Origin of the sequence: Streptomyces sp. NPDC056479, from assembly GCF_042795335.1 — a bacterium.
GTDB lineage: Bacteria > Actinomycetota > Actinomycetes > Streptomycetales > Streptomycetaceae > Streptomyces.
This window is the reverse complement of the sequence record NZ_JBHTRZ010000004.1, coordinates 755,767-781,356: the sequence shown is the minus strand read 5'-3', so window position 1 is coordinate 781,356 and position 25,590 is coordinate 755,767. Positions and strand designations below refer to the sequence as shown.

The window sequence follows — 25,590 nt, the reverse complement described above, 5'->3', positions numbered from 1 at the left end:
CAGCGGTGCCGCCGGTCGCGAGGACGATGCCTGCGGCGAGGGCGGAGAGGGCCGTAACCTTCTTACGCATGAGTTGAGAGCCTTTCCGGGCTGCGTTGTGGGGTTTACCTGCTCCGAATTACTCGGTGCAGGAGTCAGAGCAGAAGACCGCTGTTGTACACGCCGTCGTTCGACTGGTTGATCTTGCCGGTGTTGCAGGCGCTGTAGCGCGAGTTCGGCGCGAGGGTGGCGGCGAGGACGGCTCCGTTGTGCCACGGCACGGCGCAGGGAATGTCGACGACGGTGCCGTTGACGATGACGACGCCCTGCTGGGCCTCCTGCACGACGACCGGGCCCGATGTGAAGCCTTCACCGCCCTTGACGGTCGTGGTGTTGCCGCTGCTGCCGCCGCTGCCGCCGTTGCCGTAGCCGCCGGCGGAGGCGATGCCGGCAGTGCTGACGACGGTGCTGAGGGCGAGGGCCGTGATGACCGCGAACTTCCTGGGCAACTCGGTTCCTTCCTGAATTCACGGTTGCGCACGCTTACGAAAAGGAAACCCGTATATGCACGCATAAGTCACGGCGCGAACAATCAAACGCGGGCAGATTCCATCGGATGGCGCAACGTACGGCGCCAGGTGGGTGGACCCGGCTTTAAGTTCATTCCTCGGGAAGGCCTTTGAGAATGTTCGGCAGGTTGACCCGAATAGATTCTGGACGGCATGGGCGCCGACATGCCTCCGGCCCACCGGCGAGGGGAAGGCCGGTGGGCCGGACGATGGTTCACGGGGCGCGGCGGGATCGTGGGCCTGCCGTGTGCGGAGCTGGAACTGCGGGTCCTGTTTCAGCGTCCGGGCCTGCCGACGGTCATCGGCCGCCGAGAACCGGATCAGAGTCTCGGAATTCCTGGCCCGGCTTTCACCGGTGCGGCCGACTCGTAAGGCTGCCGGGTCGTCACTTGTTGGGGAGCAGGGTGCCGAGACCGGAGGCGGTCGGCGCCTTCAAGGGTCGGACCTGGACAGAGCCGCTGCCCGCCGGGTTCCTCACCGGAATCGTGGGCTTCTTGGCAGCGTCCGGGTCCATGCCGTCCAGGTAGATGCCGGACATGCCTCCCGACTTGTTCTTGTCGAACGCGCTGCCCTTTGCGATCCCGCCTTCGCGGACCAACTGCGTCACGGTGTCGGCCGCCGGAACGACCGCCGGACTCACCTTGGTCGGGGAAACGAGACCGAGCGGGCTCGTGGAGAGCCCCGAACCCCCCGCAGCGGCCGAAGCCGCGACAGCGGAACCGCCCACAAGGCCCGCACCGATCGCCAACGCCGCAGTAGTGAAAACTGCCTTCTTCATGATTCACCTCGCTTGAAAGTACCTCTGATCCAACGGTTGGAGAACATAGCAGTCCATCGGCACTGTAAAAGCGACGCGTTACTCCATACGCATGAAAGTCGCGGGGATGAAGAATGGAATGCACAGGTGCATTCGGAGGGATTGACAGCTGGTCCGCGAATAAATTCATCCTATGGTGCTTCCGGTTCGGGGTGGACTGCCTGCATGATCGGAAATATGAAATTCGGCACCCTCATCGACATGATCACCGGCGGCGACAAATTCGCGCCGCCCCGCACCCCCGGCGGATCGCTGGTCTGGTCCGAGGAGTTCGACTCCCCCATCGCCTGGGGCGCCCGCTGGACCGGCGACCGGACCAGCGCCTTCCGCTACTGCGACCACAACCCGGACGACAACAAGCTCGACTGGCTCGACCCCGCCTGTGTGAGCGTCTCGGACGGCGTGGCCACCTTCATCGCCGTACCGGACGGCCGCACCCTCGAGAACGGGCGGCAGGCCTGGCGCACCGGGCTGCTCACCACCGAGTACTCCGCCGAGGGCTTCCAGGTGCGGACCGGCGACCGTGTCGAGACCCGCGTCAGACTGCCCTTCGGAACCGGGGCCTGGCCTGCGCTGTGGACCTGGAAGGACGGCCGCAACGAGGTCGACAGCTTCGAGTACCACCCGGACAACCCGAACCTGCTGGAGCTCTCCAACCACGTCAACTGCGCGGCGTCGTACTTCACCGACGTCGACGCCGTCGCCCCGGGCCGGTGGGTGACCATCGGCACCCGCTACGGCGCGCGGTGCGTCGAGTGGTACGTCAACGGCGAGTGCGTCTACTCCGACGGCGCCGGCGTCGGCCCGGACTGGTCGGCGTATCTGGTCCTGAACCTGTCGCTGAGCGCCGGCGAGCACCACCCCGCTCCCTGCGGCCCGGAACCGATCACCTTCGACGTCGCCCATGTCCGGGTCTACCGCTGACCTCCTTCGCGGGCTCGCCCGTTCGGGCGGACGGCCCGCTCGGAGTCGGCCGGTCGGGTGAGCGTGCGGCGGGGCGTCCTTCGCGCCGTCGATAGGGTCGCGCGGTGGCCTCTGACTCACGTACGGGCAGCAGCCGGGCGTTCGCCCTGCTGCTGGTGTTCTGCGGGGCGGCCGGGCTGCTGGCCTCCTGGGTCATCACGCTCGACAAGTTCAAGCTGCTGGAGGACCCGGACTTCACCCCGGGCTGCAGCCTCAACCCCGTGGTGTCCTGCGGCAGCGTGATGGAGAGCGACCAGGCCGAGGCCTTCGGGTTCCCCAACCCCATGCTCGGCCTGGTGGCCTACGGCATCGTGATCTGCGTCGGCGTGACCCTGCTGGCCGGGGCCGCCCTCCCGCGCTGGTACTGGCTGACCTTCGAGGCCGGCTGCCTGTTCGGAATCGGGTTCGTCTCCTGGCTGCAGTTCGAGTCCCTGTACCGGATCAACGCCCTGTGCCTGTGGTGCTGCCTGGCCTGGCTCGGGACGATCCCGCTGTTCTGGTACGTGACGTCCCTGTGTGTGCGGGCCGGCTTCCTGCCCGCCCCGCGGCCGGTGCGGGACTTCTTCGCCGAGTTCACCTGGGTGCTCCCGGTGCTGCACATCGGGATCGTCGGCATGCTGATCCTGACCCGCTGGTGGGACTTCTGGACAAGCTGACCATTGCTGCACTCGGGGCGACACGGCCCCCGGGAGCCGTCGGTGGTGACCATGCGAGGCCCAGAACTGTTACTCGTACGAACACCGAACCGTACGAGGAGTGAGCGATGGCCGTCAGCGGACGCGAGGTGCCGGTGGGTCCCGTGCAGGGGGCCTCGGCCCCCGGGAGGGGTGAGTCGCGGGGGCGGACCCGGCGGGAGGTGGCACGGCTGCTGCTCGCCTCGGCCGCCGTGGCCGTCGCCCCGGTCATCACCGCCTCCCGGCCCTCACAGTCCGCCGACGGACGGGACGGCGCCGACACCGACATGGCCTTCGACGAGACCTACCAGGGCCGCCGTATCCAGGGCGCCCCGGAGTCCTACCGCGGTCTCACCGCCCTCGACACCGCCTGGCACGTCACGGTTGACGGCCGGCCGCTGCACCTGATGCGCCGGGCCGACGGCACCTGGCTGAGCATGGTCGACCACTACGGCTGGTACCGGACCCCGCTGGAGGCGACCCGCGCGGCCGTCGACGAACTCGGGACCGGCGGGCGACTGCGTGACGTGGCTCCCGGACCGTTCGGCGGCGGACATCCGCACAGGGAGGCTGAGCATGGTGTACGTGCGTAAGAACGTGAGCAGGCTGACGCGCACCGAGCGGCGGCGGTTCGTCGAGGCGCTGCTGGAGGTCAAGCGGCGCGGTGAGTACGACGAGTTCGTACGGATGCACATCGCGCACTTCGTCGGGGACGGCGACCGGGGCCTGCGCGCCGCGCACATGACACCCTCCTTCCTGCCCTGGCACCGCATGCTCCTGCTCGATCTGGAGGCGGCCCTGCGCCGCGTCGACGACTCCGTGACGGTGCCGTACTGGGACTGGACGCGGGACCGGAAGACCACTTCGCTGCCCTGGACCGACGATCTGCTCGGTGGCAACGGCCGGCCCGGCGACCGGCGGGTGATGACCGGGCCGTTCGCCCGCGCCACGGGCAGGTGGACCATCAGGGCGGGTGCCTTCGCGGGCGACTTCCTCACCCGGGACCTGGGCCGCTCGCGCAGTCCGATCTCCCTGCCGACCGGTGCCGATCTGAAGCAGGCGCTGGACGACCCCGTCTACGACGTCGCCCCGTGGAACTCGACGGTCGGCAAGGGCTTCCGCAACAAACTGGAGGGCTGGGGCCGGGGCAGGGACTCCTGGCGCAACCATAACCGGGTGCACCGCTGGGTCGGGGGCGCCATGCTCGGCGGCGCGTCCGTCAACGACCCCGTCTTCTGGCTGCACCACGCCTTCGTGGACCTGCAGTGGCAGCGCTGGCAGCAGCGCCACCGCCAGCACCGCTACCTGCCGGCGAATCCGCCCGGGGCGGGCAGCGACCAGTACCGGCGGATCGTCGCCCGGCACGAGCGGCTGCCGCCGTGGAACGTGACGCCGGACGATCTGGAGGACGTGTCCGGCACCTACCGGTACGCGTAGGAAAAAATCGCTCAGCTCCCGCTCTCGGTGTCCACTAGCCTCCGGGCATGGCAACCGATCCGACGGAACAACTGGTCCGACTCTTCGCCGAGGAGAGCCGCGTACGCGCCTTCGCCGCTGTGGCGCTGGGCGCTGGCGGCGCCGAGCAGGTCGCTCGGGCGGCGGGGCTGACCCCGAAGGAGACGGCCGTGGCGCTGCGGCGGCTGCGGGAGCAGGGCGTGCTGAGCGCCGGGGACGACGGGCAACTGGGCGTCGCGTACGGCCTGTTCAGGGAATATGCGCGGGCGGCGGCGGAGCGCGCGGACGACTCCCCGGCCGCCGAGGGCCCGGCCTCCGGGGACGCGCGGACCGACATCGTGCTGCGGACCTTCGTCCGGGAGCGGCGGCTGGTCCGGCTGCCCGCGCAGTGGACCCGTAAGAAGCTGGTGCTGCGGTACATCGCCGAGCAGACCTTCGAGCCGGGCGTCGAGTATCCGGAACGCACGGTCAACGGGAAGCTGCGCGCCTGGTGCGAGGACAGCGACGACATCGACCATGTGACGCTCCGGCGCTATCTGGTGGACCTGCACCATCTGCACCGGAGCGAGGGCATCTACCGCCGGGCCGCCGAGGACCGGGACACCGAGGCGGCCGACAGCGCCTGACGGCCGGCGTCAGGGCAGTCGCCGTACCGGTGAACCCGCCAGGTACGCCTGGATGTTCTCCACCGCCTGGCCGTAGTACGTCGCGTAGTTGGCCTGCGAGACATAGCCCAGGTGGGGTGTGGCCAGCAGCCGGGGAGCCGTGCGCATCGGGTGGCCGGCGGGGAGGGGCTCGGTGTCGAAGACATCGACGCCGGCGCCCGCGATGCGGCCCTCGTGCAGGGCGGTGAGCAGGGCGTCCTGGTCGACGATGGCCGCGCGTGAGGTGTTGATCAGATACGCCGTCGGCTTGAGCAGGGCGAGTTCGGGTGCGCCGAGCAGGCCCCGGGTGCGGTCGCTCAGGGCGAGGTGGACGGAGACGAAGTCGCTGTCGGCCAGCAACTCCTCCTTGGAGGGGGCCAGTTGAACGCCCACCTCGTCGGCGTACTCCTTGGTGAGGTTCTGGCTCCAGGCGGTGACATGCATGCCGAAGGCGAGGCCGACGTGGGCCACCCGGCTGCCGATCTTGCCCAGACCCAGCAGGCCGAGACGGCGGCCGTGCAGGTCGGCGCCGACCGTGTTCTGCCAGGGGCCGCCGGCGCGCAGTGCGTTGCTCTCCTGGACCAGGCCGCGGGCGAGGCCCAGCAGCAGGGCCCAGGTCAGTTCGACGGGCGGGGTGGAGGAGCTGGCCGTGCCGCAGACGGTGACGCCGTGCGCCTCGGCGGCGGCGTAGTCGATGACCGTGTTGCGCATCCCGGAGGCGATCAGCAGCCTCAGCCGGGGGAGACGGGTGATCAGCGAGGCCGGGAACGGGACGCGCTCTCGCAGGGTGACCACGATGTCGAAGTCGGCGAGGGCCGCGGCCAGGGCGTCCTCGTCGGGGAAGTGGGTGGTGAAGGGGACGACCTCCACGTCGTCCGCGAGCGGCGACCAGTCGGCGGCCTCGGTCGCCGCGTTCTGGAAGTCGTCGAGCACAGCGCAGCGCAGCCGCACGGTGGCTCCTTTCCCCTGTGAGTCACATGGCTTGAAGGTGGGATCAACCAGACCGGACGGTTTGGTTGCCGGTGGGTTCGGGGGAGTTCGCGCGGTACTCCTCGAAGACCCGCTCGCCCCGGTCCGGCGACAGGTCGAGGGCGGCCAGCATCGCGGGCGTGGAGATGCTCGGCAGGACGTGGCGGAGCAGCACGGAGACCCGGCGGCCGAGGTCGGCTCGGTTGCAGTTGGCCTGGCTCATCGCCTGGACGCCGGCGAAGGCGCCGTTGAGGAACTCGGCGGTCTCGGCCACGTCGACATGGGGCAGGAGTTCGCCCTGGGCCCGTGCCTCGGTGAGGATCTGCTCCATGTGGGCGGTCCAGGCACGGAAGGCGGCGTCCCGGTCCAGCTCACGTGCGCCCTGGTCGAGGGCGAGGGAGACACCCGCCTGCACCAGCGGATCGTGCTGCAGCCGGTAGGCCATGAGCATGCCGTGGTCGACGAGCTTCTGGAGCTTGCTGGACCGCTCGGGGAGCCGGTCGACGGGCAGTTGGGCCTCCAGCACGCCGAGCGCCACCTCCTCCTTGGAGGAGAAGTGGAAGTACAGGGCGCCCCTGGTGACCCCGGCGCGGTTGAGTATCTCCTCCACGGTGGCGGAGGCGTAACCGCGCTCGCCGAAGACCCTCGCGGCCGCTTCCAGGATCGTACGGCGGGTTCTGATCGCGCGGTCCTGCTGGGCCATGGGTGCCTCCACGGTGTGCACGCGGCACGTCACTTCACGTATTGAAAAGAAAACCGAATCGCACGTAGGTTACTCGGCGGGCGGGAGCACCTCGCCCTGGCGAATGACTCGGGGGGAGCCATGGACCCGGTGCGATCTCCTGACGCATCCGCACGGGACGAGCAAACCACAGGAGCTGCCGGACCCGTCCCCGCAACGGCCGTATGGCATACGGAGATCAGCGGCGAGCACGTGCACCGGTCGGATCCTCGGGACGCGTTCCCCACCGCGTGGCGTCGTGTGGACGACACGCACTTCCAGGTCAGGGCCCGCTGGCCGCGACGGCACCGGTTCTTCACCGAGGTGGCCGGACGCTTCCAGGACCCCTTGCTGATACCGGAGATACTGCGGCAGGCCTCGATGCTGCTGGTGCACGCCGCGTTCTCGGTGCCCGTCGGCGACCGGTTCGTGATGCAGCGCATCCGGTACTCGGCGGCGCCGGCCGGGCTGCTGCTCGACCGGTCGCCCGAGGGCGTCGTCGCCGACCTCAGCTGCGGGGGCGTACGGCGCCGGGGGCGTCGGCTGGCGGGCATGCGGTGCGCGATGGTGCTGCGGCGCCTGGGCCGGGTCGTCGCCACCGCCGACGGGCTGCTCGACTGCGTCTCGGACCGGGCCTATCGCCGGCTGCGCGGGGAGCGGCTGTCCTTGACCGGCCGGTCCCTGCCGCTGTCACCCGGACTTCCGCCCGGTGCGGTCGGCAGGACGGACGCCGCAGCCGTCGTACTCGCACCGTCGCCGCGGCCGGGGGCCTGGCAGCTCAGGGTCGACACCGCGCATCCCACCCTGTTCCGCAGACCCAACGACCACGTACCGGGATTCGTGCTGCTGGAGGCGGCGCGTCAGGCCGCCACGGCCTTCTCGCTCTTCCCCGGCCTCATGGTGGTCACCGACATGGACATGGTCTTCCTCCGGTACGCCGAACTGGACAGCCCGTGCTGGATCGAGGCCGACGCGATGACCAAGGGCGACCCCGACCCGGCCACCGTGCGGGTGCGCGGTCTCCAGGGTGACGCCGAGGTCTTCCGCTGTAGCGTGACGGTCGCGGCCTCGGAGCCCACGCTGCCGGACCTCGATCCCTACGGCCCCCTCGGCGGGTCCGTCAACGACCGCTGACGCGGCGCGCGGACCGCGGCTGAGAGGGAGGACCCACCTTGTCATCACGCATCCTCGTCACCGGGGGCAGCGGCTTCGTCGGCGGCCATGTGGTCGCCGCCCTGCGGGAGTCGAGCGGCGTCACGCCGCCCCCGGTCAGGCTGCTGCTGCGCGACCCCGCGAGCCTGGCGTCAGGCGATGCCCGGGCGGCGGACGTCGTGCGGGGGGACCTGGCCGACCCGGGGTCGCTGCGCGGGGTCTGCGACGGTGTGGACGTCGTGCTGCACTGTGCCTCCCACATCGGGGACGACGCACAGCTCACCGAGACCGTCAACGACCACGGCACCCGCGCCCTCGTCGAGGAGGCGACCCGCGCCGGTGTGGCCCGGGTCGTCTATGTGAGTACGGCCGCGGTGTACGGCCGGGGTCCCTTCACCGGCGCGCTCCCGGAGGAGTTGCCCCTCGCACCGGCCTCCCCGACCAGCCGGGCCCGAGCCGCCGCCGAGCGGCATGTGCTGGACGCGGGCGGGGTCGTACTGCGCCCGCACCTCGTCCTCGGGACCGGCGACCGCTGGGTGGTGCCCGGACTGGCCGCCCTGATGAGGGTGCTGTCTGCACGCCTGAAGGGATGCGCGGCGCGGCACTCCGTCGTAGACGTACGGGCGTTGGGGCGCGCGGTGGTCGCCGCCGGGCTGCCGGAGCGGGAACTGGCCGGGGTGTATCACGTCAACCACCCGGAGCCGGTGGACTGTTCGGAGCTGCTCGACACGGTGGCCGACCGGCTCGGCCTGCGGCTGCCGGGCGCACCCGTGGACGTCGACGAGGCGCGAGCGCGGCTCGCCGGGCAGCCGCGCGTACTGCACCATCTCGGCATGCTCGCCGTGGACCACTGGTTCGCGGACGACGGCTTCTGGGCCGGTGTCGGCGTCGATCCCGGAGCGGGGTTCGCGCGGAGCCTGTCCGAACACGGCCCGTGGTACCGGGAGTTCGTCGAGCGCTGACGCTCTGCCTCCGGCCTTCGCCTCCCTCTTCCTCTGTACGCCTTCAACGACACTCAGGGTCTTCGTGGATACCAAACGCGCACTGACGGGCAAGATCGCACTGGTCACCGGGGCCGGACGGGGCATCGGCAGAGGCATCGCCGAGCGGCTCGCCCGGGACGGGGCACTGGTCGGCGTCCATTACGGCAAGAGTGAGGCCGCCGCCCTGGAAGTGGTCGCGGAGATACGCGAGCGCGGCGGACGGGCCTTCCCGGTCGGGGCGGAGCTCGGGGTGCCGGGCGACGCCGACGCCGTCTTCGAGGCCTTCGACGCCGGGGTGCGGGAGCAGGCGGCAGCGGGCGCCGAGGGCGGGGGCTCGCTGGACATCCTCGTGAACAACGCGGGAGTGAGCGGGTCGGGGCCGATCGGGCAGGCGGATCCCGATGTCTTCGACCGCATGATCGCCGTCAACGCCAAGGCGCCCTTCTTCCTCGTGCAGGGCGCGCTGCCGCGGATGCGGGACGGCGGACGGGTCATCAACATCTCCTCGCTCGCCTCACGGCACGCCTTCCCGGAGTCCGTCGCGTACGCCATGTCCAAGGGCGCGCTGGACACGATGACCCTGTGCCTGGCCAAAGGACTCGCCGGGCGCGGCATCACCGTCAACACCGTCGGACCCGGGTTCATCGAGACGGACATGAACGCCCGGCGCCGGGCGACGCCCGAGGCGCGGGCGGCCCTCGCCGCGCGGTCCGTCTTCGACCGGATCGGCAGGCCCTCCGACGTCGCGGACGTGGTGGCCTTCCTGGCCTCCGACGACTCCCGCTGGCTCACCGGTCAGTACCTCGACGCCAGCGGCGGGACCGATCTGTGACGCTGCCGCACGGCTGCATGGCGGGTGCTACGAGGCCGAGTTGACGCTTCCGCGCCGAGGACTGCCTACGCCCCCGCGCCGGTGAGCCAGTCGCGTTGCAGGAGGGGCAGGGTGCCCTCCACGTCCCGGACGCCGGTGGCCGGCAGACGCAGCTCGAAGCGGGTGCCGGGTCGTCCGTCGGGTCGGTCCAGCACGATGATCCGGCCGCGGTGCAGGGCGACCTGCTGCGCGACCAGGGTCAGGCCGAGGCCGGAGCCGGGACTGTCCGGGCCCCGGAGGAAACGCTGGAAGACCTCCTCGCGCCGCTCGGCAGGTATGCCGGGACCGTGGTCGTCCACGGTGAGCACGACGGCCGGACTTCCCGGTTCGCGTGACGGGCGCAGCGTCACCTCGACGCGGGCCGTGCCGTCGTCGGCGCGACCGTGGGTCCAGGCGTTGGTGAGCAGGTTGTCCACCGCCGAGCGCAGCCCCTGTTCCCAACCGTGCACACGCAGCCCCATGGCGACGTGCGTGGCCACTTCGGCGTCGCGGTGCGCGCGCCGCAGATCGGCGACGGAGGCGTCCACCACCTCCGCGAGATCCAGGGAGGCGAACGCGTCCGCCTCGACCAGGTCGCCCTGCGCGAGCGCCCTGAGCATCACCAGCAGCCCGAGCAGCCGGCCGTGTTCCCGCCCCAGGTCGTCGAGCACCTCGGCCCGGTCGGTGGGGTCCAGGTCCGGATGGCCGGCGAGGATGTCGAGGTTGGTGCGCATGCTCATCAGCGGGGTCCGCAGCTCGTGGGAGGCGGTCGCCGCGAACGCCCGGGCGGTGGCCAGTGCCTCCCCGGTGCGTGCGACCTGCTCGTCGTAGCGGGTGAGCACGGTCTGCATCGTGTACGCCAGGTCGTCGACCTCGGTGATACGGGTCGGGCTGTGCTCCAGGCGGGCGGCACTGGTCCTGGGGTCGAGTCCGCTGGTACGTCGCTGGAGTCGCCGTAGCGGCAGAGCCGCCCGGGTGCTGATGGCCCAGGCGATGGCCCCGGCCAGTGGTGCGGCCAGCGCTGCCCCGGTCAGCACCCGTCGGCGCACCAGGGCCAGTTCGTCGTCGACGGTGTCCGGTGAGAACAGCCACAGGTTCGGTGTGGTGCCTTCCTTCGCCGCGCCGACGCGCTGTGACAGGACCAGCCAGTCCTTGTCACCCGAGCTCACGGTGACGGGACTGGGGGCGCTGTGGGGCAGTGAGGGAAGCGGGTCGGGCCGGGGGCCGGCCGTGACCGTGCCTCCGGGGGCGGTCAACCGGACGCCGACGTCCCGTGCGGAGTTGACGACCCGTTGGCGCCGGGCCTGCTCCATGACGGGGTGGTCGGTCCCCGCGACGTCCAGGTACGACTTGGCGTTCTTGGCGACGATGGTCGCGCGTGCCCGTAGCTGGGCGTCCTGGTGCGCCCGCAGGTCCTGGGCGACCAGGTGCAGCAGCAGCCAGCCGAACGCGACGACGAGCAGGGGGACGCACGCGCCGAAGGCCAGCGCGATGCGGCTGGACAGTCTCATGACGCGCCCTCGACGCCCGTGCGCAGAACGAACCCGACACCGCGCACGGTGTGCAGCACGCGCGCCCGGCCGCCCTCCTCCAGCTTGCGCCGCAGATAGCTGACGAAGGTGTCCACGGCGTCGCTGCGGACCTCGAAGTCATAGCCCCACACCCGATCGAGCAACTGCTCGCGGGTGAGCACGAGGCCGGCGTTGCGCGCCAGGACCTCCAGCAGCGCGAACTCGCGGCGCGTCAGCTGCAGCGGCCGCTCGTCCAGGGACGCCTGGTGGGCGGCCGGGTCGAGGACGAGGCCGCCGACCCGGATCCGGTCGGTGGCGGCGGGCGGGCGGCGGCGCAGCAGGGCGTGCACCCGCAGCACCAGTTCCTGGAGGGCGAAGGGCTTGATGAGGTAGTCGTCCCCGCCGGCTTGCAGCCCCGCGACCCGGTCCTCCACCTCGTCCAGCGCGGAGAGCATCAGCACGGGCACGTCGTCGCCCGAATCGCGCAGGATCCGGCATACGTCCATGCCGTTCAGGTCGGGCATGCCGATGTCCAGGACGATGAGGTCCGGGGCGGCGGCGCGGGCCTCGGCCAGGGCCGCGTGGCCGCCGTCGGCGAGTGCCACGGAGAAGCCGTTCAGCCGCAGCCCCCGCTCCAACGATCGCCGGATGGCCGCGTCGTCGTCCACCACCAGCACCCGTCCGGCCTTGCCAGCCATGCACACCTCGGTTTCGCCCCGTCGAATGAACCCGACCGTAGTCGTCCGCGGTGGTGCGGGTCCGAATTACGGGTGACGCGTGGCCACCGCCACACGGGCCGGGGTCATCCTGAAACGACGCATCGCCCGATACTGCGACGGTGTGCATCCGACGATGCGGCGGAAGCTCCGGGAGAATTGCCCCGAACCGGAGAATCCGCAGCGCTGGCCGATGAGGGCGATCGTGTCGTTTCCGTTCTCCAAGTACTTGCGCGCCAGGTCGATCCGGAGATCGGTGAGATAGCGGTACGGGGTGCTCCCGGTGGCCGCCTTGAAACAGCGCACGAAGTGAAATCGGCTGAAGGAGACAAGGGACGCCAGGTCGTCCAGCGAGACGGACTGAGAGAGATTCTCCCGCATGTACGCCAATATCGTCTCCAGCTGCCGCGAACCGAGCGCACCGGTCGACGCCGCCGAGCCGGTGACGTACGGCGAAAGGACATGCGCGGTGATGAACTGCGCCGCCGACTGCGCGTACAGGTCGTCCGCACCGGCCTCGCTCGCGGCCACGACCCCTTTCACCATCGCCGCGAGGACCGGGTCGAATCGCACCGCCGGGTACCTGCCCAGCAGCTCCGAGACACGGGACGGTGAATCCTCCGCACCGGTGAACCGGAGCACCGTCTCGATCGGGACGGTGACGGAGGCGAGCGTCGCGGGCTCACCACCCTGCGGTGTGACGACCAGTGTTCGGCTGAGGCCGGGAGGGATGACGTACACGTCGTCCGGCAGAGGGGTCGTCTCTTTCCGGGCAGATCCGCCGCGGCCCCCGCGAATTGCCGGAAGGCCGTTCAGATGTGTACCGACCCTGATTCCTGAGGACGGCGGCAGATGGAATGTGTGGACGCCGTCCCGGATGGTCCGCTTCCATACGTCCAGGGCTCGCCATGTTCCGTCGTCGTCCACCCCGCTGGTTGCCTCCAACGCCCGGCTTCCTCTCTTCCGATGTCATCCGGATCTCGCCTTGGGTACTGCACCGAGAATGAGGGCGGGTGAGGAGCGGCGACAAGGAGACGGCGCCGGATTAATTCCGTTCGGCGCCGGATTAATTTCCACCGGGCGCATCGGACATTGACTCACGCGGAATTCCGCTGGCACGCTCCCAGCATGATTCGCACTCGTCAATTTCTGACGCTGATAGTCGGCCTGTTGGGGCTGGTATTGGCAGCGCAGAGCGGGGTGAGCGGGGCGAGCACCTCCACCGCCTCCGTCCCTGCCACCACACAGCCGGCCGCCGCGACCGCGGCGAACCGCCCGAACATCGTCTTCGTACTCACCGACGACATGTCCTCGAACCTCCTGCAGTACATGCCGGAGGTGCAGAAACTCCAGTCGCAGGGCATGACGTTCAGCGACTACGTGGTCAGCAACTCGCTCTGCTGCCCGTCCCGCTCGTCAATCTTCACCGGCCGATATCCGCACAACACAGGGGTCCTCAGCAACGAGGGTCCGAACGGCGGCTTCGGTGCCTTCCACGACAACGGACAGGAGCGGGACACCTTCGCCACCGCGCTCAAGGCCAAGGGCTACCGGACCGCGATGATGGGCAAGTACCTCAACGGGTACAGCCCCGAGGACACCGTCGACCGCCAGAAGCCCTATGTGCCGCCGGGCTGGAGCCAGTGGGACGTCGTCGGGGGCGGTTACGAGGGGTACGACTACAAGCTCGCCCACAATCACCGGATCGAAAAGCACGGCCACCGGCCCAAGGACTACCTCACCGACGTGCTGAGCCGAAAGGGCAACGCCTTCGTCAGGAAGTCCGCGGCGGCGAACAAGCCGTTCATGCTGGAGATCGCGCTCTTCACACCGCACGGGCCGTCCACCCCGGCGCCCCGGGACGAGCAGGCCTTCCCCGGGCTGAAGGCGCCGCGCAGCCCCGCGTTCAACAAGCTGCCGAGCGACGCGCCCGGTTGGCTGGCCCGACAGGACCGGCTGACGCAGAGTGAGAAGCACACCATCAACCGGAAGTTCCGCAACCGCGCGCGATCGCTTCAGTCGATCGACCGGATGATCGGCGAGCTGCGCACCACCCTGACCAGGGCCGGAGTCGCCGACGACACCTACATCGTCTTCAGCTCCGACAACGGCTTCCACCTGGGCGAGTACCGGCTCAAGGCGGGCAAGCAGACGGCCTTCGACACCGACGTCCGGGTCCCCCTGGTGATCGCCGGCCCCGGTGTCGCGGCCGGAAGGACGAGCAACGCCCAGGTGTCGAACATCGACTTCGCGCCCACCTTCCAGCGGATCGGCGGAGCCGCGGTGTCCTCCGACGTCGACGGGCACAGCCTGCTCCCGCTCCTGGACGGGGGATCCGACGCCAACTGGCGCACGGCCAACCTGATCGAGCACCGCCACGCCGTCGAGGGACCCGGCGATCCCGACAACGACGGGAGCGAGAGCATCAGCCCACCGGACTACCACGCCCTGCGCACCGACTCCTACACCTACGTCGAGTACGCCGGCGGTGCGAGGGAGTACTACAACCTCCGCAACGACCCCTACCAGCTGCACAACAGGGCCGGCAGCCTCAGCAGGGCCCGCCTCGCGAAGCTGCATGACGCGCTGGAACGTCTGAAGGACTGCCGTGGTGACGGCTGTTGGAGTGCGGGGCACCCCTAGGACGTCGCCGAGACCCGACCGCCGCACGAACGGATGACGTCACCGCGCCACGAGGATGCCCGGACCGCCCGCCGCGGTCCGGGCATCCGCCGTGTTCCGCTCGGCCGATGACATCTCCGACGAGAACATCTGCGATTTCGAAATGTCATTTCTGCCACTCCTTGGCGGAAAAATTCGCGCTGCGTAGCGTCCTTTCTCGTCGGCCGGGCCGCTTTCCGCTGAATCGAAGCGGACGTTCCCGCCCGTTCTCCGTTTCGTACGGCGCAAGGAGAGAGGAACTCCTGCATGACCTCGACCGAATTCCCCATGTTCTCCCGCCGGAGGCTGCTCGCCTCGATGGCCGGTGCCGCCGTGGCCGGTTCCGCGCTCGTCTCCGCCGTCCCGAGCGCCGTCGCCGCCACCGACGACGACCTGGCCGCCGAGGCCGCGCGAGGGCTTTTGCTGACGATCGACAACAACACCGGTGAGTTCGCCAACCGTTCGGTCCACCTGTACATCGTGGGCAGCAAGGGCGACCGGCAGGTCCGGGTCACCCGGCGCGGCGCACTCGCCCCGGTCAAGCTCTCCGACAACCGCGCGAACGGCTTCACCGACTACGCCATCCCGCTGGCCGCCCGTGGCCGGACCACCCTGCGACTGCCCTTCATGTCCGGCCGTATCTACGTGGCCCTGGGGCACAAGCTGAAGTTCAAGGCGGTCGGCGGCGGGGACGGCAGGGCCGCACTGCAGCACCCCGCGGGGTGGGTGGAATCGGATCCCAACTACCCCGTACTGCACGACTTCGTCGAGTTCACCCACAACGCGGCCGGCATGTTCTGCAACACGACCATGGTCGACATGTTCAGCGTGCCGATGATGATCCGGCTGAACGGAGCGAAGGACCACAACACCGGGCGGCTGCGCGACGGCGGCCGTGCCCGGGTGTTCCGCGCCCTGCGGAACCACCCGGAGTTCTCGCGCCTCGTCGTGGGGGACCGACGCGTCATCGCCCCCAGCCACGGCCTCGACACGGGCCGGTTCCCCAAGAACTACTTCGATCCCTACATCGACAGGGTCTGGGACACCTACCGGGCCAAGCGCCTCCTCGTCCGGACCGACGCCGGTACCTTCACCGGCCGGGTCAGGGACCACAGGCTCACGTTCGACGGACCGGCGTCGGTCTCCTTCGCCAAGCCCTCAACCCGCGACGTGCTCTTCTGCGACGGTGCGCTCGCCGCTCCCAACGACGGGCTCACCGGTCCCGTCGCCGCCGTTCTGGGCGCCGGCTTCAACCGCTCCACCCTGGTCAGCCACCGCAAGCAGCCCACCGTCCGCGCGGCGGCCTTCTACGACACCGCCGTCACCAACCACTACGCCAGGGCCATCCACGCCGCGACCACCAACGGCAAGGCCTACGGCTTCGCCTTCGACGACGTCGCCGACTGGGCCTCCTACATCCAGGACACCGCGCCCCGGCACATGCACCTCACGCTGACCCCGTTCTGAGGTCCGCCCCCGGACCCACGGGATCCACAGGACCCACGTTCAGCCCTGTTTCCGTAACCACCGAGGAGTTTCCAGCATGTCGACACGACGCATTCCCCAGGCCCTGCTGACCGCCGTACTGCTGACGGCGACGGGGGTCGGCCTCACCACCGCGACCGCGTCCGCGGAGCCGGCCGCCCAGGCCGCCCAGGCCGCACCGGCCGCCCAGGGCGACTTCGTGGTCAGCAAGGCGCAGTACAACAGGATGTTCCCCGACCACAAGCGCTTCTACAGCTACGACGCCCTGGTCAAGGCGATGAAGAAGTACCCGGCCTTCGCGGACAAGGGCAACGTCAAGACCAAGAAGCGAGAGGCGGCCGCCTTCCTCGCCAACGTCAGCCACGAGACCGGTGGGCTGGTCCACATCGTCGAGCAGAACGAGGCCAACTGGCCGTCGTACTGCGACACCACCCAGCCGTACGGCTGCCCGGCAGGTCAGTCCGCGTACCACGGTCGCGGCCCGATCCAGCTCAGCTGGAACTTCAACTACAAGGCCGCCGGCGACGCGCTCGGCATCGACCTCCTGCACAAGCCGGGCCTTGTGCAGAAGAAGCCCGTCGTGGCGTGGAAGACGGCGCTGTGGTTCTGGATGACCCAGTCCGGTGCGGGCACGATGACGCCGCACCACGCGATGGTCAACGGCTCCGGTTTCGGCCAGACGATCCGCAGCATCAACGGAGCGATCGAGTGCAACGGGGGCAACCCGGCCCAGGTGCGCAGCCGGGTGACGACGTACAAGAAGTTCACCAGGGTCCTCGGCGTCAACCCGGGCCGGAACCTCAGCTGCTGACGCCCGTCCGGAAGTGATCACAGGGAGCCCGGCGGCCGTCCCGCCGGGCTCCCCTGCCCTGCTGCCGATCCGGAAACCTGAGGAACCCACCATGAGACGCACCGCCGTGCTCGTGAGCGCACTCGCGCTCTCCGCCCTGGGCTGGACTCCCGGCCCCGCGCACGCCGAGCCCGCCCCCACCCACGACGACACGCAGATCACCTCCTTCTCCGACCAGGAGCAGGACACTGCGCTGACGTTCTGGACCACCGCACGTCTGCGCGCCGCCGAGGACGTCACGCCCGCGGCCAGAGCGAGCGCCGCCACCGCATCCACCCACCCCGCCGACGACCATGGCCCGGAGCTGACCGTCCCTCCGCTTCCCGGCGCCGAGGCGGACGGGATCTCCGCCCGCGCCTCCTCGCCCACCGCCTGGAAGCGCAAGGGGCTGATCCGCAGGACATCGGGCAAGGTGTTCTTCGAGAACGCCGCCGGCAGTCTCTTCTCCTGCTCGGGCACGGTCGCGAGCAGCAGGAACAAGTCCGTCGTCCTCACCGCGGCGCACTGCGTGGTCGATCCCGCCGACGGCAAGGGCTACCGCAACTGGGTGTTCATTCCCGGCTACGCCCACGGCGAGCGGCCCTTCGGCACCTTCACCGCGCAAAAGCTCTTCCACCTGAAGCGGTACGTCACCTCGGACCACCGGGACGACTGGGACTTCGCCTTCGCCCGGATGCGCAAGCTCGACGGCCGCACGCTGGCCGGCACCGTGGGTGCCCAGGGCATCAGATTCAACAGCCCGACCGGGCGCCGGGTGCACTCCTTCGGCTACGGCGGCGCCCCCGCCGAGGGCAGCGGCGAGCGGCTGAACCACTGCCAGGGCAAGGAGCACCGCGACACCACCCGCCCGGGGTCGACGATGTGGGGCATCGACTGCGTGCAGTCCGGGGGCTCCAGCGGCGGGGGCTTCCTCGCCGGGTTCAAGGCCGACACCGGCTCCGGCTACCTCGTCGGCACCATCAGCGTCGGCAACGGCACCACCCAGTTCCACCCCCGCCTCGGCGACGCGGCCAGGAAGCTGTACCGCAAGGCGAGTACGGGCTGACCCCACCGCCCCCAAAGCGCTCCCCGCGGGGGTACGGAAGAGAGCCGGACCGGATGACTGATCGTCACCGGTCCGGCTCTTGGGCCGATCTCAGGTCAGAGTTTGGCGCCGAAGTCCTGGGTCCAGTAGTCGCCCTGGCCGGCGCCGGACTTCTTCACATGGCCGACGCCTATGTGCCGGAGCGAGCAGTTGAGGATGTTCGCCCGGTGACCCGGGGACCTCATCCACCCCTTGACCACGCCCTTCGCGGTGGCCTGGTCGGCCGCGACGTTCTCCGCCAGCGAGCTCCAGCCGGTGTATCCCGCTGCCTCGACCCTGCTCACCATCGTGCTTCCGCCGGAACCGGTGTGGCCGACGAAGTCGTGCTTCGCCATGTCCGCCGAGTGACGCTGCGCGGCCTTGTGCAGCGCGGGCCGGATCTTGAGCGCCGGGCATCCCACCTTCGCTCGTTCGGCGTTGGTCAGCTCGACCACGGTCTTCTGGACCGAGGCGACGCCCGGTTCGGCTGACGCGGAGGGGGACGCCGCTGCCGCGGGCACGACCAGCAGCGCGGTGGATGCGGCGGCACCGACCAGGACCGTGGTCAGATGTCGGAAGACTGACAAGGTTTCGCTCCCATCAGGGAAGGTGGTCTCGCCCGAATCCTCGGGCGGATACCGAACTTATCCGGCGAGATTTTTCGGAAGTGCACAGAAATTGCCACGGGAACGACCGTCGTTGCCCACCTTGGAATTCCGTCGTACCGCCGGTTCCGGCATTCCGGAAGCACCTGCTGACCGGAAATTGACCCGCTTCTGAACTGGAGGGTGATCCGCTCCTGCGAGTACCTCTTGCGTATGCCACAAGCAGTGCTGCGGATGCGCGGTAAACACGAGGAACTGGTATTGCGCCTGCTGCGCAGGCACGGTCCGCTGTCCCGGGGTGAACTGATCGACATGAGCGGGCTGTCCCGAACCACGCTGTACGACATCGTCGTTCCGTTGGTGGACAACGGCACCGTCACCGTCTCGATCCCCGAGGTCGCCCGGCGCAAGCGGGGACGCCCCGTGGAGAAACTGGACTTGAGCCCACACGCCGGTCAAGTGATCGGCATCGACTTCGCGCGGCAGGCGGTACGGGTCGCGGTCATGGGCATCGCCCATGAGGACATCGGCACGGCCGGCGAGCAGCACGCGCCCCAGGCGCCCTGGAGGGACCGCGTGGAGACGGCGTACCGCCTGGTGGGCGGGCTGATGGGCCGGACACCACGGCTGGGCTCGCTGAGCGCGATCGGTGTCGGTGTCGGTGTCGCCGAAGTGGCGGCCGCGCCGGGTGCGGACCACTCGTACGCACAGGACCACCGCACTGTGGCGGAGTCGGTCCGCGAGCGCTTCGGAGCGCCCGTGCGGGTGGACAGCAACACCCGGCTGGCCGCGCTGGCCGAGTCCCAGTGGGGTGCAGCCGCGGGAGAACGCGACGTGCTGTACCTGCAGTTGTCGCACGGCGTCGGGGGCGGCCTCGTCGTGGACGGCACGCTGCATCGCGGCGCCTATGGACGGTCCGGGGAGTTCGGCCACATCACGGTGGCCCCGGACGGGCCGGCGTGCCGCTGCGGCGGTACCGGGTGCCTGGAGGCGGTGGCGTCGGTCGGGGCCGTACTCGACTCCTATCGGGCCGCCGGCGGTACGGCCGGGGACCTGCCGGAACTCGTGACCGCGCTGGACGGGGGTGACCGCAGGGCCCGTGCGGTGCTGACCGCGGCCGGAGCACGGGTGGGCCGCGCGCTCGCCACGCTGTCCCACACCGTCGATCCACGGGTGATCGTGGTCGGCGGCGAACTCGCCGAGGTGGGACCACCCGTGACGCGGTCGATCGAACGGGAAGTGGCGCTCGGCCCGCTGCGCGGGGCACGCGCGCAACTGCGCCTGCGGTGGGCGAGGCTCGGTGAGATGAGCGCTGCCCTGGGCGCCGTGGCGCTGCTGCGGCCGGAGGTGCGCGATCTCATGCCGAGGCGGGGCTCACCTTCATCTCGGCTTCCTCGCCCAGGAGTTCCCGGTCCCACAGATGGTCCAGCACACGCTGAAGGCCGCGCTTCAGATGACGTTGGTGCGTACTGAGGGACAGGCCCAGCCTCTCGGCCGCCACCTCACGCGTCGGAGCGCCCCGGAAGAAGCGCATGTCCACGGATCGGTGGTACTTCTCCGCTCGCGGGTCCTCGCGCAGGGCGGCGACGGCCTCCGTGAGCAGGGCGCGCAGCGCCCCGACCGGGTTGCCGTCTCCGTGGGCGGTCACCAGCCTGGTCCGGGTCAGCGGATTGCCCGCGAGGCCGTCACGTCGATGCCAGGAGCCAAGAGCGTCAAGGACCGCCCTGTCGAACTCCTCCCGGCTCAGAACGGTCACGACCGCCGAGTCCGAATGAAGGCGAGGCCTCGGCTTGGCATCGGGACCTGCCAGTTCTATGGAGGCACCGACTTCCATCCACCGTTTCCGGGTGACGACCCTCCAGTCATGCGCGTACAGAGTGAACTGCCGCGCACCCACCGGTGTCTGATCCCGGAGCTGCCGCTGGTCGAGGTACTCCATGAACGCGATCCAGAAGGGGTCGCTCGCGAGCGCGATGAACGACCAGGCGAGGTGGTCGGAGTGGAGGAACTGCGCGACGCACCGGTGAATCATCAGGTCCATGGCCGCGGAGGGACGCTGATAGGTGTCGGCGGCCACCATGAACCGGGCTACGGCGAAGTGCTCATGGTCCCGCAGCGGCCGTCGGGACCGGATGTGTTGCCAGGCGGCCGAGGTGACGGGGTCCTGGTCGACCACATCGGCCAGGTCAGGTGTCAGCCGCAGCCAGGCCATCACGGCGACCGGCGTGCGGGAATCGGCCAGCCGGTAGACACGGAAGGCGCTCGGTTGGACATCCATCCACCGTTCGGCGAGTTCGGCGGATCGGGCGCCCTCGGCCGCTTCGATCAGGCGCAGGACGTCGGCGCGGTCGGCGGGCCGGCAGGCGTCCTCGTAGATCCCGCTGTCCATGTTCCAGGTCAGGAAGCGCGAGACGAAGCCGTTGTGCCGGTGCAGATAGGTGGCCGCGAGAACCGCGGGAAGAACGTCGGGACCGGTGGCCGCCCGCGCTTCGTCGAGGAGATGGCGGCTCATCCTCTCGTGCATCCGCTGGTATCCGGCCGGATCGCGCCAGCGCAGGTCGGCGTCGAGGATCTCCCGGACCAGATCGTGCGGGGACAGACCGTGCTGCCCGGACTCCACGTAGGGCTGACGCCGTAGCCAGGCGAACAGAGCGGGCGCCTGCTCGCCGAGCGTGGCCCGCAGCAGCCCCTCGGTCGTGTTCAGGGCGTGTGCGCACACTTCGAGCGCGTGCTGGTGTGACGGAGAGGGCGCTTCACCGACGAGGCACTCGACAAGTTGCCGCAGAACAGGCCCACTCGACGTCCAGGTCATGGTCTCGAGGTTGTCGCGCTGCGCGATCTCCGCCGCCAGGCGCAGGGCGAGAGGATGGCCGTGGGTGAACTCGATCAGCGTGTCGTGCAACGACGGCCTTACTCGCATCCTGTGCAGCAGTTCGCGGGCCTCCGCGTTCCGTAAGTTCGACAGACGGGCCACGTGGAGAGCCGTGGACCAGCCGAGGTCCTCGCGCCAATGGGTGCAGGGTGCGTTCTTGCCCGCCAGCACCACCAGGGCGCCCACCGGGAGACGCGGCAGGAACTCGTGGGCGAGCCAGGGTTCCAGCCCCTGGCAATGCTCGAAGTTGTCCACGAGGAGCACCCCGGCCGGCAGGTCGAGGATCCCTCCGGCGTACGACTCGAAGGCCTGACCGGAGGGCTCCATGCCCCGGGCGTTCACCTGAAGGACCCGTCGTCCCACGGCGCGTGCCTCGTCGGCGAAGCGTTGAAGAAGGGCGGACTTGCCTGTGCCGCCGGGCCCGTGCACGAAGATGACGGCCACGTTCTCGTGTCCCGCGGCGGCGGCGACAGCGGTCCCGAAGACCGTCAGCAGGTCGGTCCGTCCGACGAACATCGACGCGCGGCTCTCGGCGAGGCGTCCGGCCAGTCGTTCATGGTGTGACAGGGCAAGTACGGACATCTCGTTGGTCCCTCCACATGACTTCTGATGGGGCATCGCTGAACGCGCCCGCACGGTAGGGACCGACTTTGTGGATTTCTTGTGGCGCTTCGGCGGTGGTGATCCGGCGGTGGTGATCCGGCGGTGGTGATCCGGCAGTGGTGGTTCGGCAGTGGTGCTCCGGCAAGGGTGCTTCGGCGGGCGCCTCGGTAGTGGCGCCTAGGTCCGTACGGCCGACCCGGCGCCGCGGGCGGGCGGCTCCGGGTCGGCCTGGCCCAAGGGGGCCGTCAGGAGGCGAGGGCGCCGGTGAGAGCGTCGGTGAGTGCATCGGTGAGGCTGGTCGTGGGCCGCCCGGTCAGGCGCCGTAGGTCGACGGAATCGGTGAAGAGGTCGCCGCGCCTGAGGCCCAGGTCCGAGTCGGCGAGAACTTCGGCGAGTTCGGCGGGCAGTCCGGCATCGAGCAGTGCACGCCGGTACTCCGCGGCGGGAAGATCCGTGTAGACGACCTTCTGCCCCGAGGCGCGGGACAGCGCGGCGGCAAGCTCGCTGAGCGCTGCGCGAGATCCTGACGGTACTGAAGGGCTGGTCGATCGACCACACGGCCGAGATCCTGGCGGCACGGGCCGCGTACGACCAGCGTGGTACCGCCGCCGCGGACGGGGGGCGGTCCTGACCGTGCCTCGATCGTGGCTTCGACGCGCGGTCCTGACCGCGCCTCGACGTGGCTTCGACGGCGGCTTCAGGACCGCCGTCCGGTAAGCAACGGCGACACCGGCCCTGCGCGATCAACCTCGGAGGATGCGCTCCGGGTCGCGAGCCGCATGGTAGGCGAACTCCCAGAAGTCCAGGTGTCCGATGGCCAGGTTCACGTGCATCTCGTTGACCAACGTGGGCAGCAGACGGAACTCACAGCCGAGTTCCTCGTCGTCCTCGTCCGCGTCCTCGCTTCTGGTCGAGACCGCGAGGAGGGCGTGGTCACCTCTCATCGTGACGGCATCGGCCAGGTACACCACTTCGAGGTCCGGATCGCCTCCGAGGGTGGACAGCACGACCTCTTCGGGACTTGCCCCGGCGAAGGCTCGGTCGTCGACGAGGTGGGTGCGCACTTCGAACTCGCCGTCGGGCTGGTTGAGCAGTTCGACGACCACCGCCCATGCTCCGTCGTCCGAGTAGTCGGTGCGCACGACAAGGGCCTCGCCCTCGAAGTCATGACCGCTGCGGTCGATTATCGGTCGCATGGGCTCACCGTAGATGACGGCCACGGATGATTCTCCTGTCGGGTCAGAGGGACGTGATGGTGATCTCCTTGAACGTCGCGTAGTTGATGTCCGTGGACTCGTTCTTCCGGTCGAGCACCCTCACCTCGCGAGTTCCGCTCGGGCCGCCGACGTAGTAGACGAGACGCACCTTCATGAGCTTGCCGTTGGCCGGCTTGAGATTGAAGGCACGCCCGGCGGGTTCCGCGGTGATGGCGCTGAAATCGCGAAGGGTTCCCTTGCCGGTGACGCAGAACCCGTGGTTCGCCGCCGACTGAATGAAGAGGTGTGTTCCCGGCGTTGCGTGCTGCGCGTCTTTGCAGCGATGGATGACTGGCTTCGCGGGAGTCGCGGCGGCGGCGGGGACGGCGGAGGCGACGATGCCGCACCCCGCCGCGATGGCCGCCATGACGATGGCCGCCCTGTGCTTCGTGTCTGCCATGGAAATCCCCTTCGTGAGCGCGGGGTTCCAGCGGGCGGGAGAGCCCGGCTGGTAACCCAAATCGCCAGGCAAACTATCCGGCGACAGATCGGGACGGTGGCGAATAGTTGCGCCGGGAAGGCCAGTTGTTGCTGTCTTCGCTGACACGAGAATCACGCGCCCAACCGAAACGAGAGCGTGAGCAACAAGTGCCCCTCGCCCAGCAACTTCTGACCACCGCAGTCGAGTTCGCAGAGATTAGATTCACGCTGCGGGAGTGCCGGAGATCGAGGGATTCCCGGAATTGGGGTCCGCAGCCAATTGCGTGGAGCGCTCCGGCCAACATCACTCAGCGACTCTCCCGCACATTGCGACACGATCCCCGGCAGAAAGGAGTCGTCATGCGAAGAACCCGCGTCCGCGTCCGCGCCCTCGTCCTGGTGCTCGCGCTGGCAGCCGTGATTGCGGTCGCCGGTCGGGGCGGTGCGTCCGACGCGCTCGCGGCCGGGAGTCACTCCGGTGCCTTCACAGCCGCGACGAAGAAGAAGGGCATCAGTGCCTGGAAGTTCGACGGTGTCACCAAGGCGCTGGCCGACTCGAGGGTCGGCTGGTTCTACGACTGGTCCTCGGGCAAGGACCGGATCAAGCCCCCGGCCGGCGTCGAGTTCGTACCCATGATCCATGACGCCGGTTCGGTGACCAGGGCGGAGCTCGACCGGGCCGAGAAGCAAGGCAAGACCCTGCTCGGCTTCAACGAGCCCGACAGGCCGGATCAGGCACACATGACGGTGCGGGAAGCGCTCGACCTGTGGCCCCGGCTCCAGTCGACCGGCATGCGGCTCGGCGCTCCCGCGGTGGCGACCGGCGGCGATGTCGCCGGTGGCTGGCTGGACCGGTTCATGAAGGGAGCGGCCGCCCGTCACTACAAGGTCGATTTCATCCCGCTGCACTGGTACGGCGCGGACTTCAACGCCGAGCGCGCCACGGGTCAGCTGCGCAGCTACCTCCAGGCCGTGCACAAGCGCTACAAGAAGCCGATCTGGCTGACCGAGTACGCCTTGACCGACTTCTCGACGGGGACCCCGCGGTATCCGACGCAGGCCCAACAGGCCGCGTTCGTGAAGAAGTCGACGGCCATGCTCCAGGCACTGCCCTACGTCAAGCGCTACGCCTGGTTCACCCTCTCCACGAGCCGCGGCGACCGCACGGGTCTGTACCACGGCGCGAGGGCCAACCGGGTGGGCGACGCATACCGCGCGGCGGGCTGAGCGGGCGCGCCGATTCGACCGATTCATCTCATTCATCTGATTCAACGGCAAATGAAACGAGGCAAGAAGATGACCAAGCGGACGTTGCACGTCTCCCTGACAGCCGGTGCCGCCGCGCTGGCAGCCCTGGTGGCGCTCGCCCCGGCGAGTTCGGCCGAGCCCAATGACGCCGCGGCTCGCAAGCCGAAGTGCTGGGCCACGCACTACGGCCCGATACCGCCCGGCAGCTTCACGGCCAGCGGCGAGATCTTCGACAACAGCAAGAACACCGCGGCGACTTCCCTGACCCGCAGGCACCAGCTGCCGTTCGGCACCAGGGTGAAGGTCACGAACGTGGCGAACGGCAAATCCCTGGTCGTGCGCATCAACGACCGGGGCACCTTCAAGCGGACGAAGCAGGAACCCAAGTGCCTGGACCTGACCGACGGCGCCTTCCGCCGCCTCGGCGGCAGTCTCAACCCCGACGCCGGCCACATCGTCGTCCGGCAGAAGGTCCTGAACTGATCTTCTGCCCGGCGCGGAGCTGACTAGCGGCCGGACAGCGC

At 69.5% G+C, this 25,590-nt stretch carries 27 protein-coding genes; 15 read left to right on the top strand and 12 right to left on the bottom strand.

Annotation, left to right across the window (positions count from 1 at the left end):
* Positions 1-134: 134 nt before the first annotated feature.
* Entirely contained in the window at positions 135-488 is a 354-nt protein-coding gene (locus ACFQ6S_RS20070) for a hypothetical protein (RefSeq protein WP_383411144.1), read from the bottom strand.
* A gap of 445 nt (positions 489-933) precedes the next feature.
* Positions 934-1,326 (bottom strand): hypothetical protein, encoded by a 393-nt coding sequence (locus tag ACFQ6S_RS20065; protein ID WP_383411141.1) that lies wholly within the window; start codon positions 1,324-1,326, stop codon positions 934-936.
* Between the two features lie 216 nt (positions 1,327-1,542).
* On the opposite strand from ACFQ6S_RS20065, the gene ACFQ6S_RS20060 reads away from it, so the two are divergent.
* The 5 genes from ACFQ6S_RS20060 to ACFQ6S_RS20040 all read left to right on the top strand — a co-directional run bounded on the left by ACFQ6S_RS20060 (position 1,543) and on the right by ACFQ6S_RS20040 (position 5,083).
* Positions 1,543-2,289 (top strand): beta-glucanase, encoded by a 747-nt coding sequence (locus tag ACFQ6S_RS20060; RefSeq protein WP_383411138.1) that lies wholly within the window; start codon positions 1,543-1,545, stop codon positions 2,287-2,289.
* A gap of 104 nt (positions 2,290-2,393) precedes the next feature.
* Positions 2,394-2,984: a vitamin K epoxide reductase family protein gene (locus ACFQ6S_RS20055; protein ID WP_383411135.1), complete on the top strand. Its 591-nt coding sequence runs from the start codon at positions 2,394-2,396 to the stop codon at positions 2,982-2,984.
* A gap of 107 nt (positions 2,985-3,091) precedes the next feature.
* Positions 3,092-3,595 (top strand): tyrosinase family oxidase copper chaperone, encoded by a 504-nt coding sequence (locus ACFQ6S_RS20050; RefSeq protein WP_383411132.1) that lies wholly within the window; start codon positions 3,092-3,094, stop codon positions 3,593-3,595.
* Entirely contained in the window at positions 3,579-4,439 is an 861-nt protein-coding gene (locus ACFQ6S_RS20045; RefSeq protein WP_383411129.1) for a tyrosinase family protein, read from the top strand. The genes ACFQ6S_RS20050 and ACFQ6S_RS20045 overlap by 17 nt, the downstream gene beginning before the upstream one ends.
* A 47-nt stretch (positions 4,440-4,486) precedes the next feature.
* Positions 4,487-5,083 carry a DUF2087 domain-containing protein gene (locus ACFQ6S_RS20040; RefSeq protein ID WP_383411126.1) on the top strand — a complete coding sequence of 199 codons (597 nt, stop codon included), beginning with the start codon at positions 4,487-4,489 and terminating at the stop codon, positions 5,081-5,083.
* 9 nt (positions 5,084-5,092) lie between these two features.
* Here the strand turns inward: ACFQ6S_RS20040 and ACFQ6S_RS20035 are convergent, their stop codons facing one another.
* Positions 5,093-6,052 carry a D-2-hydroxyacid dehydrogenase family protein gene (locus ACFQ6S_RS20035; RefSeq protein WP_383411123.1) on the bottom strand — a complete coding sequence of 320 codons (960 nt, stop codon included), beginning with the start codon at positions 6,050-6,052 and terminating at the stop codon, positions 5,093-5,095.
* 43 nt (positions 6,053-6,095) lie between these two features.
* Positions 6,096-6,773 carry a ScbR family autoregulator-binding transcription factor gene (locus ACFQ6S_RS20030; protein ID WP_383411120.1) on the bottom strand — a complete coding sequence of 226 codons (678 nt, stop codon included), beginning with the start codon at positions 6,771-6,773 and terminating at the stop codon, positions 6,096-6,098.
* A gap of 216 nt (positions 6,774-6,989) precedes the next feature.
* Between ACFQ6S_RS20030 and ACFQ6S_RS20025 the strand changes: the two genes are divergently transcribed.
* The 3 genes from ACFQ6S_RS20025 (at position 6,990) to ACFQ6S_RS20015 (ending at position 9,758) form a co-directional block, all read left to right on the top strand.
* Positions 6,990-7,925 carry a ScbA/BarX family gamma-butyrolactone biosynthesis protein gene (locus ACFQ6S_RS20025; RefSeq protein WP_383411318.1) on the top strand — a complete coding sequence of 312 codons (936 nt, stop codon included), beginning with the start codon at positions 6,990-6,992 and terminating at the stop codon, positions 7,923-7,925.
* 38 nt (positions 7,926-7,963) lie between these two features.
* Positions 7,964-8,905 carry an NAD-dependent epimerase/dehydratase family protein gene (locus ACFQ6S_RS20020; protein WP_383411117.1) on the top strand — a complete coding sequence of 314 codons (942 nt, stop codon included), beginning with the start codon at positions 7,964-7,966 and terminating at the stop codon, positions 8,903-8,905.
* A 64-nt stretch (positions 8,906-8,969) separates the two neighbouring features.
* Positions 8,970-9,758 carry an SDR family oxidoreductase gene (locus ACFQ6S_RS20015; RefSeq protein WP_383411114.1) on the top strand — a complete coding sequence of 263 codons (789 nt, stop codon included), beginning with the start codon at positions 8,970-8,972 and terminating at the stop codon, positions 9,756-9,758.
* 65 nt (positions 9,759-9,823) lie between these two features.
* Here ACFQ6S_RS20015 and ACFQ6S_RS20010 read toward each other — a convergent pair whose 3' ends face one another.
* From ACFQ6S_RS20010 to ACFQ6S_RS20000, 3 genes are all read right to left on the bottom strand, one after another.
* Positions 9,824-11,287, bottom strand: coding sequence for a sensor histidine kinase (locus ACFQ6S_RS20010; RefSeq protein ID WP_383411111.1), 1,464 nt, complete (start codon positions 11,285-11,287; stop codon positions 9,824-9,826).
* A complete protein-coding gene (locus tag ACFQ6S_RS20005) occupies positions 11,284-11,985 on the bottom strand; it encodes a response regulator transcription factor (RefSeq protein ID WP_383411107.1) in 702 nt (233 codons plus the stop codon). The genes ACFQ6S_RS20010 and ACFQ6S_RS20005 overlap by 4 nt, the downstream gene beginning before the upstream one ends.
* Positions 11,986-12,051: 66 nt before the next feature.
* Positions 12,052-12,744: a helix-turn-helix domain-containing protein gene (locus ACFQ6S_RS20000; protein WP_383411103.1), complete on the bottom strand. Its 693-nt coding sequence runs from the start codon at positions 12,742-12,744 to the stop codon at positions 12,052-12,054.
* A gap of 387 nt (positions 12,745-13,131) precedes the next feature.
* Between ACFQ6S_RS20000 and ACFQ6S_RS19995 the strand changes: the two genes are divergently transcribed.
* The 4 genes from ACFQ6S_RS19995 (at position 13,132) to ACFQ6S_RS19980 (ending at position 18,044) form a co-directional block, all read left to right on the top strand.
* Positions 13,132-14,646, top strand: coding sequence for a sulfatase (locus ACFQ6S_RS19995; RefSeq protein WP_383411099.1), 1,515 nt, complete (start codon positions 13,132-13,134; stop codon positions 14,644-14,646).
* A 285-nt stretch (positions 14,647-14,931) separates the two neighbouring features.
* Entirely contained in the window at positions 14,932-16,131 is a 1,200-nt protein-coding gene (locus ACFQ6S_RS19990) for a beta-1,3-glucanase family protein (protein ID WP_383411096.1), read from the top strand.
* A 76-nt stretch (positions 16,132-16,207) separates the two neighbouring features.
* The gene (locus ACFQ6S_RS19985; RefSeq protein ID WP_383411093.1) at positions 16,208-16,960 is read left to right on the top strand and encodes a chitinase; all 753 of its coding nucleotides are present in this window, start codon (positions 16,208-16,210) and stop codon (positions 16,958-16,960) included.
* A gap of 91 nt (positions 16,961-17,051) precedes the next feature.
* On the top strand, positions 17,052-18,044 hold the full coding sequence (locus tag ACFQ6S_RS19980; protein WP_383411090.1) for a trypsin-like serine peptidase: 993 nt from the start codon (positions 17,052-17,054) through the stop codon (positions 18,042-18,044).
* Between the two features lie 95 nt (positions 18,045-18,139).
* Here the strand turns inward: ACFQ6S_RS19980 and ACFQ6S_RS19975 are convergent, their stop codons facing one another.
* Positions 18,140-18,649 carry a CAP domain-containing protein gene (locus ACFQ6S_RS19975; RefSeq protein ID WP_383411087.1) on the bottom strand — a complete coding sequence of 170 codons (510 nt, stop codon included), beginning with the start codon at positions 18,647-18,649 and terminating at the stop codon, positions 18,140-18,142.
* Positions 18,650-18,880: 231 nt separating this feature from the next.
* Between ACFQ6S_RS19975 and ACFQ6S_RS19970 the strand changes: the two genes are divergently transcribed.
* Positions 18,881-20,140, top strand: coding sequence for an ROK family protein (locus ACFQ6S_RS19970; protein ID WP_383411084.1), 1,260 nt, complete (start codon positions 18,881-18,883; stop codon positions 20,138-20,140).
* Here ACFQ6S_RS19970 and ACFQ6S_RS19965 read toward each other — a convergent pair.
* The 4 genes from ACFQ6S_RS19965 to ACFQ6S_RS19950 form a co-directional block, all read right to left on the bottom strand.
* Positions 20,025-22,121, bottom strand: coding sequence for an ATP-binding protein (locus ACFQ6S_RS19965; RefSeq protein ID WP_383411080.1), 2,097 nt, complete (start codon positions 22,119-22,121; stop codon positions 20,025-20,027). The genes ACFQ6S_RS19970 and ACFQ6S_RS19965 overlap by 116 nt on opposite strands.
* Positions 22,122-22,387: 266 nt before the next feature.
* Positions 22,388-22,720 carry a hypothetical protein gene (locus ACFQ6S_RS19960; protein ID WP_383411077.1) on the bottom strand — a complete coding sequence of 111 codons (333 nt, stop codon included), beginning with the start codon at positions 22,718-22,720 and terminating at the stop codon, positions 22,388-22,390.
* A gap of 165 nt (positions 22,721-22,885) precedes the next feature.
* A complete protein-coding gene (locus ACFQ6S_RS19955) occupies positions 22,886-23,338 on the bottom strand; it encodes a DUF6924 domain-containing protein (RefSeq protein ID WP_383411074.1) in 453 nt (150 codons plus the stop codon).
* Positions 23,339-23,381: 43 nt separating this feature from the next.
* Positions 23,382-23,954 carry a hypothetical protein gene (locus ACFQ6S_RS19950; RefSeq protein WP_383411071.1) on the bottom strand — a complete coding sequence of 191 codons (573 nt, stop codon included), beginning with the start codon at positions 23,952-23,954 and terminating at the stop codon, positions 23,382-23,384.
* Between the two features lie 224 nt (positions 23,955-24,178).
* Here ACFQ6S_RS19950 and ACFQ6S_RS19945 point away from each other — a divergent pair, with 224 nt between their 5' ends.
* Positions 24,179-25,045 carry a glycoside hydrolase family protein gene (locus ACFQ6S_RS19945; protein ID WP_383411067.1) on the top strand — a complete coding sequence of 289 codons (867 nt, stop codon included), beginning with the start codon at positions 24,179-24,181 and terminating at the stop codon, positions 25,043-25,045.
* Positions 25,046-25,114: 69 nt separating this feature from the next.
* Positions 25,115-25,549, top strand: a complete 435-nt coding sequence (locus tag ACFQ6S_RS19940; protein ID WP_383411064.1) for a septal ring lytic transglycosylase RlpA family protein — start codon at positions 25,115-25,117, stop codon at positions 25,547-25,549.
* Positions 25,550-25,590: the final 41 nt, after the last annotated feature.

Coding starts and splice junctions, on each gene's coding strand:
- ACFQ6S_RS20065 (WP_383411141.1), bottom strand. CDS start 1,326: ATGAAGAAGGCAGTTTTCACTACTGCGGCGTTGGCGATCGGTGCGGGC.
- ACFQ6S_RS20060 (WP_383411138.1), top strand. CDS start 1,543: ATGAAATTCGGCACCCTCATCGACATGATCACCGGCGGCGACAAATTC.
- ACFQ6S_RS20050 (WP_383411132.1), top strand. CDS start 3,092: ATGGCCGTCAGCGGACGCGAGGTGCCGGTGGGTCCCGTGCAGGGGGCC.
- ACFQ6S_RS20045 (WP_383411129.1), top strand. CDS start 3,579: ATGGTGTACGTGCGTAAGAACGTGAGCAGGCTGACGCGCACCGAGCGG.
- ACFQ6S_RS20040 (WP_383411126.1), top strand. CDS start 4,487: ATGGCAACCGATCCGACGGAACAACTGGTCCGACTCTTCGCCGAGGAG.
- ACFQ6S_RS20030 (WP_383411120.1), bottom strand. CDS start 6,773: ATGGCCCAGCAGGACCGCGCGATCAGAACCCGCCGTACGATCCTGGAA.
- ACFQ6S_RS20010 (WP_383411111.1), bottom strand. CDS start 11,287: ATGAGACTGTCCAGCCGCATCGCGCTGGCCTTCGGCGCGTGCGTCCCC.
- ACFQ6S_RS20005 (WP_383411107.1), bottom strand. CDS start 11,985: ATGGCTGGCAAGGCCGGACGGGTGCTGGTGGTGGACGACGACGCGGCC.
- ACFQ6S_RS19995 (WP_383411099.1), top strand. CDS start 13,132: ATGATTCGCACTCGTCAATTTCTGACGCTGATAGTCGGCCTGTTGGGG.
- ACFQ6S_RS19990 (WP_383411096.1), top strand. CDS start 14,932: ATGACCTCGACCGAATTCCCCATGTTCTCCCGCCGGAGGCTGCTCGCC.
- ACFQ6S_RS19985 (WP_383411093.1), top strand. CDS start 16,208: ATGTCGACACGACGCATTCCCCAGGCCCTGCTGACCGCCGTACTGCTG.
- ACFQ6S_RS19980 (WP_383411090.1), top strand. CDS start 17,052: ATGAGACGCACCGCCGTGCTCGTGAGCGCACTCGCGCTCTCCGCCCTG.
- ACFQ6S_RS19970 (WP_383411084.1), top strand. CDS start 18,881: ATGCCACAAGCAGTGCTGCGGATGCGCGGTAAACACGAGGAACTGGTA.
- ACFQ6S_RS19965 (WP_383411080.1), bottom strand. CDS start 22,121: ATGTCCGTACTTGCCCTGTCACACCATGAACGACTGGCCGGACGCCTC.
- ACFQ6S_RS19955 (WP_383411074.1), bottom strand. CDS start 23,338: ATGCGACCGATAATCGACCGCAGCGGTCATGACTTCGAGGGCGAGGCC.
- ACFQ6S_RS19945 (WP_383411067.1), top strand. CDS start 24,179: ATGCGAAGAACCCGCGTCCGCGTCCGCGCCCTCGTCCTGGTGCTCGCG.
- ACFQ6S_RS19940 (WP_383411064.1), top strand. CDS start 25,115: ATGACCAAGCGGACGTTGCACGTCTCCCTGACAGCCGGTGCCGCCGCG.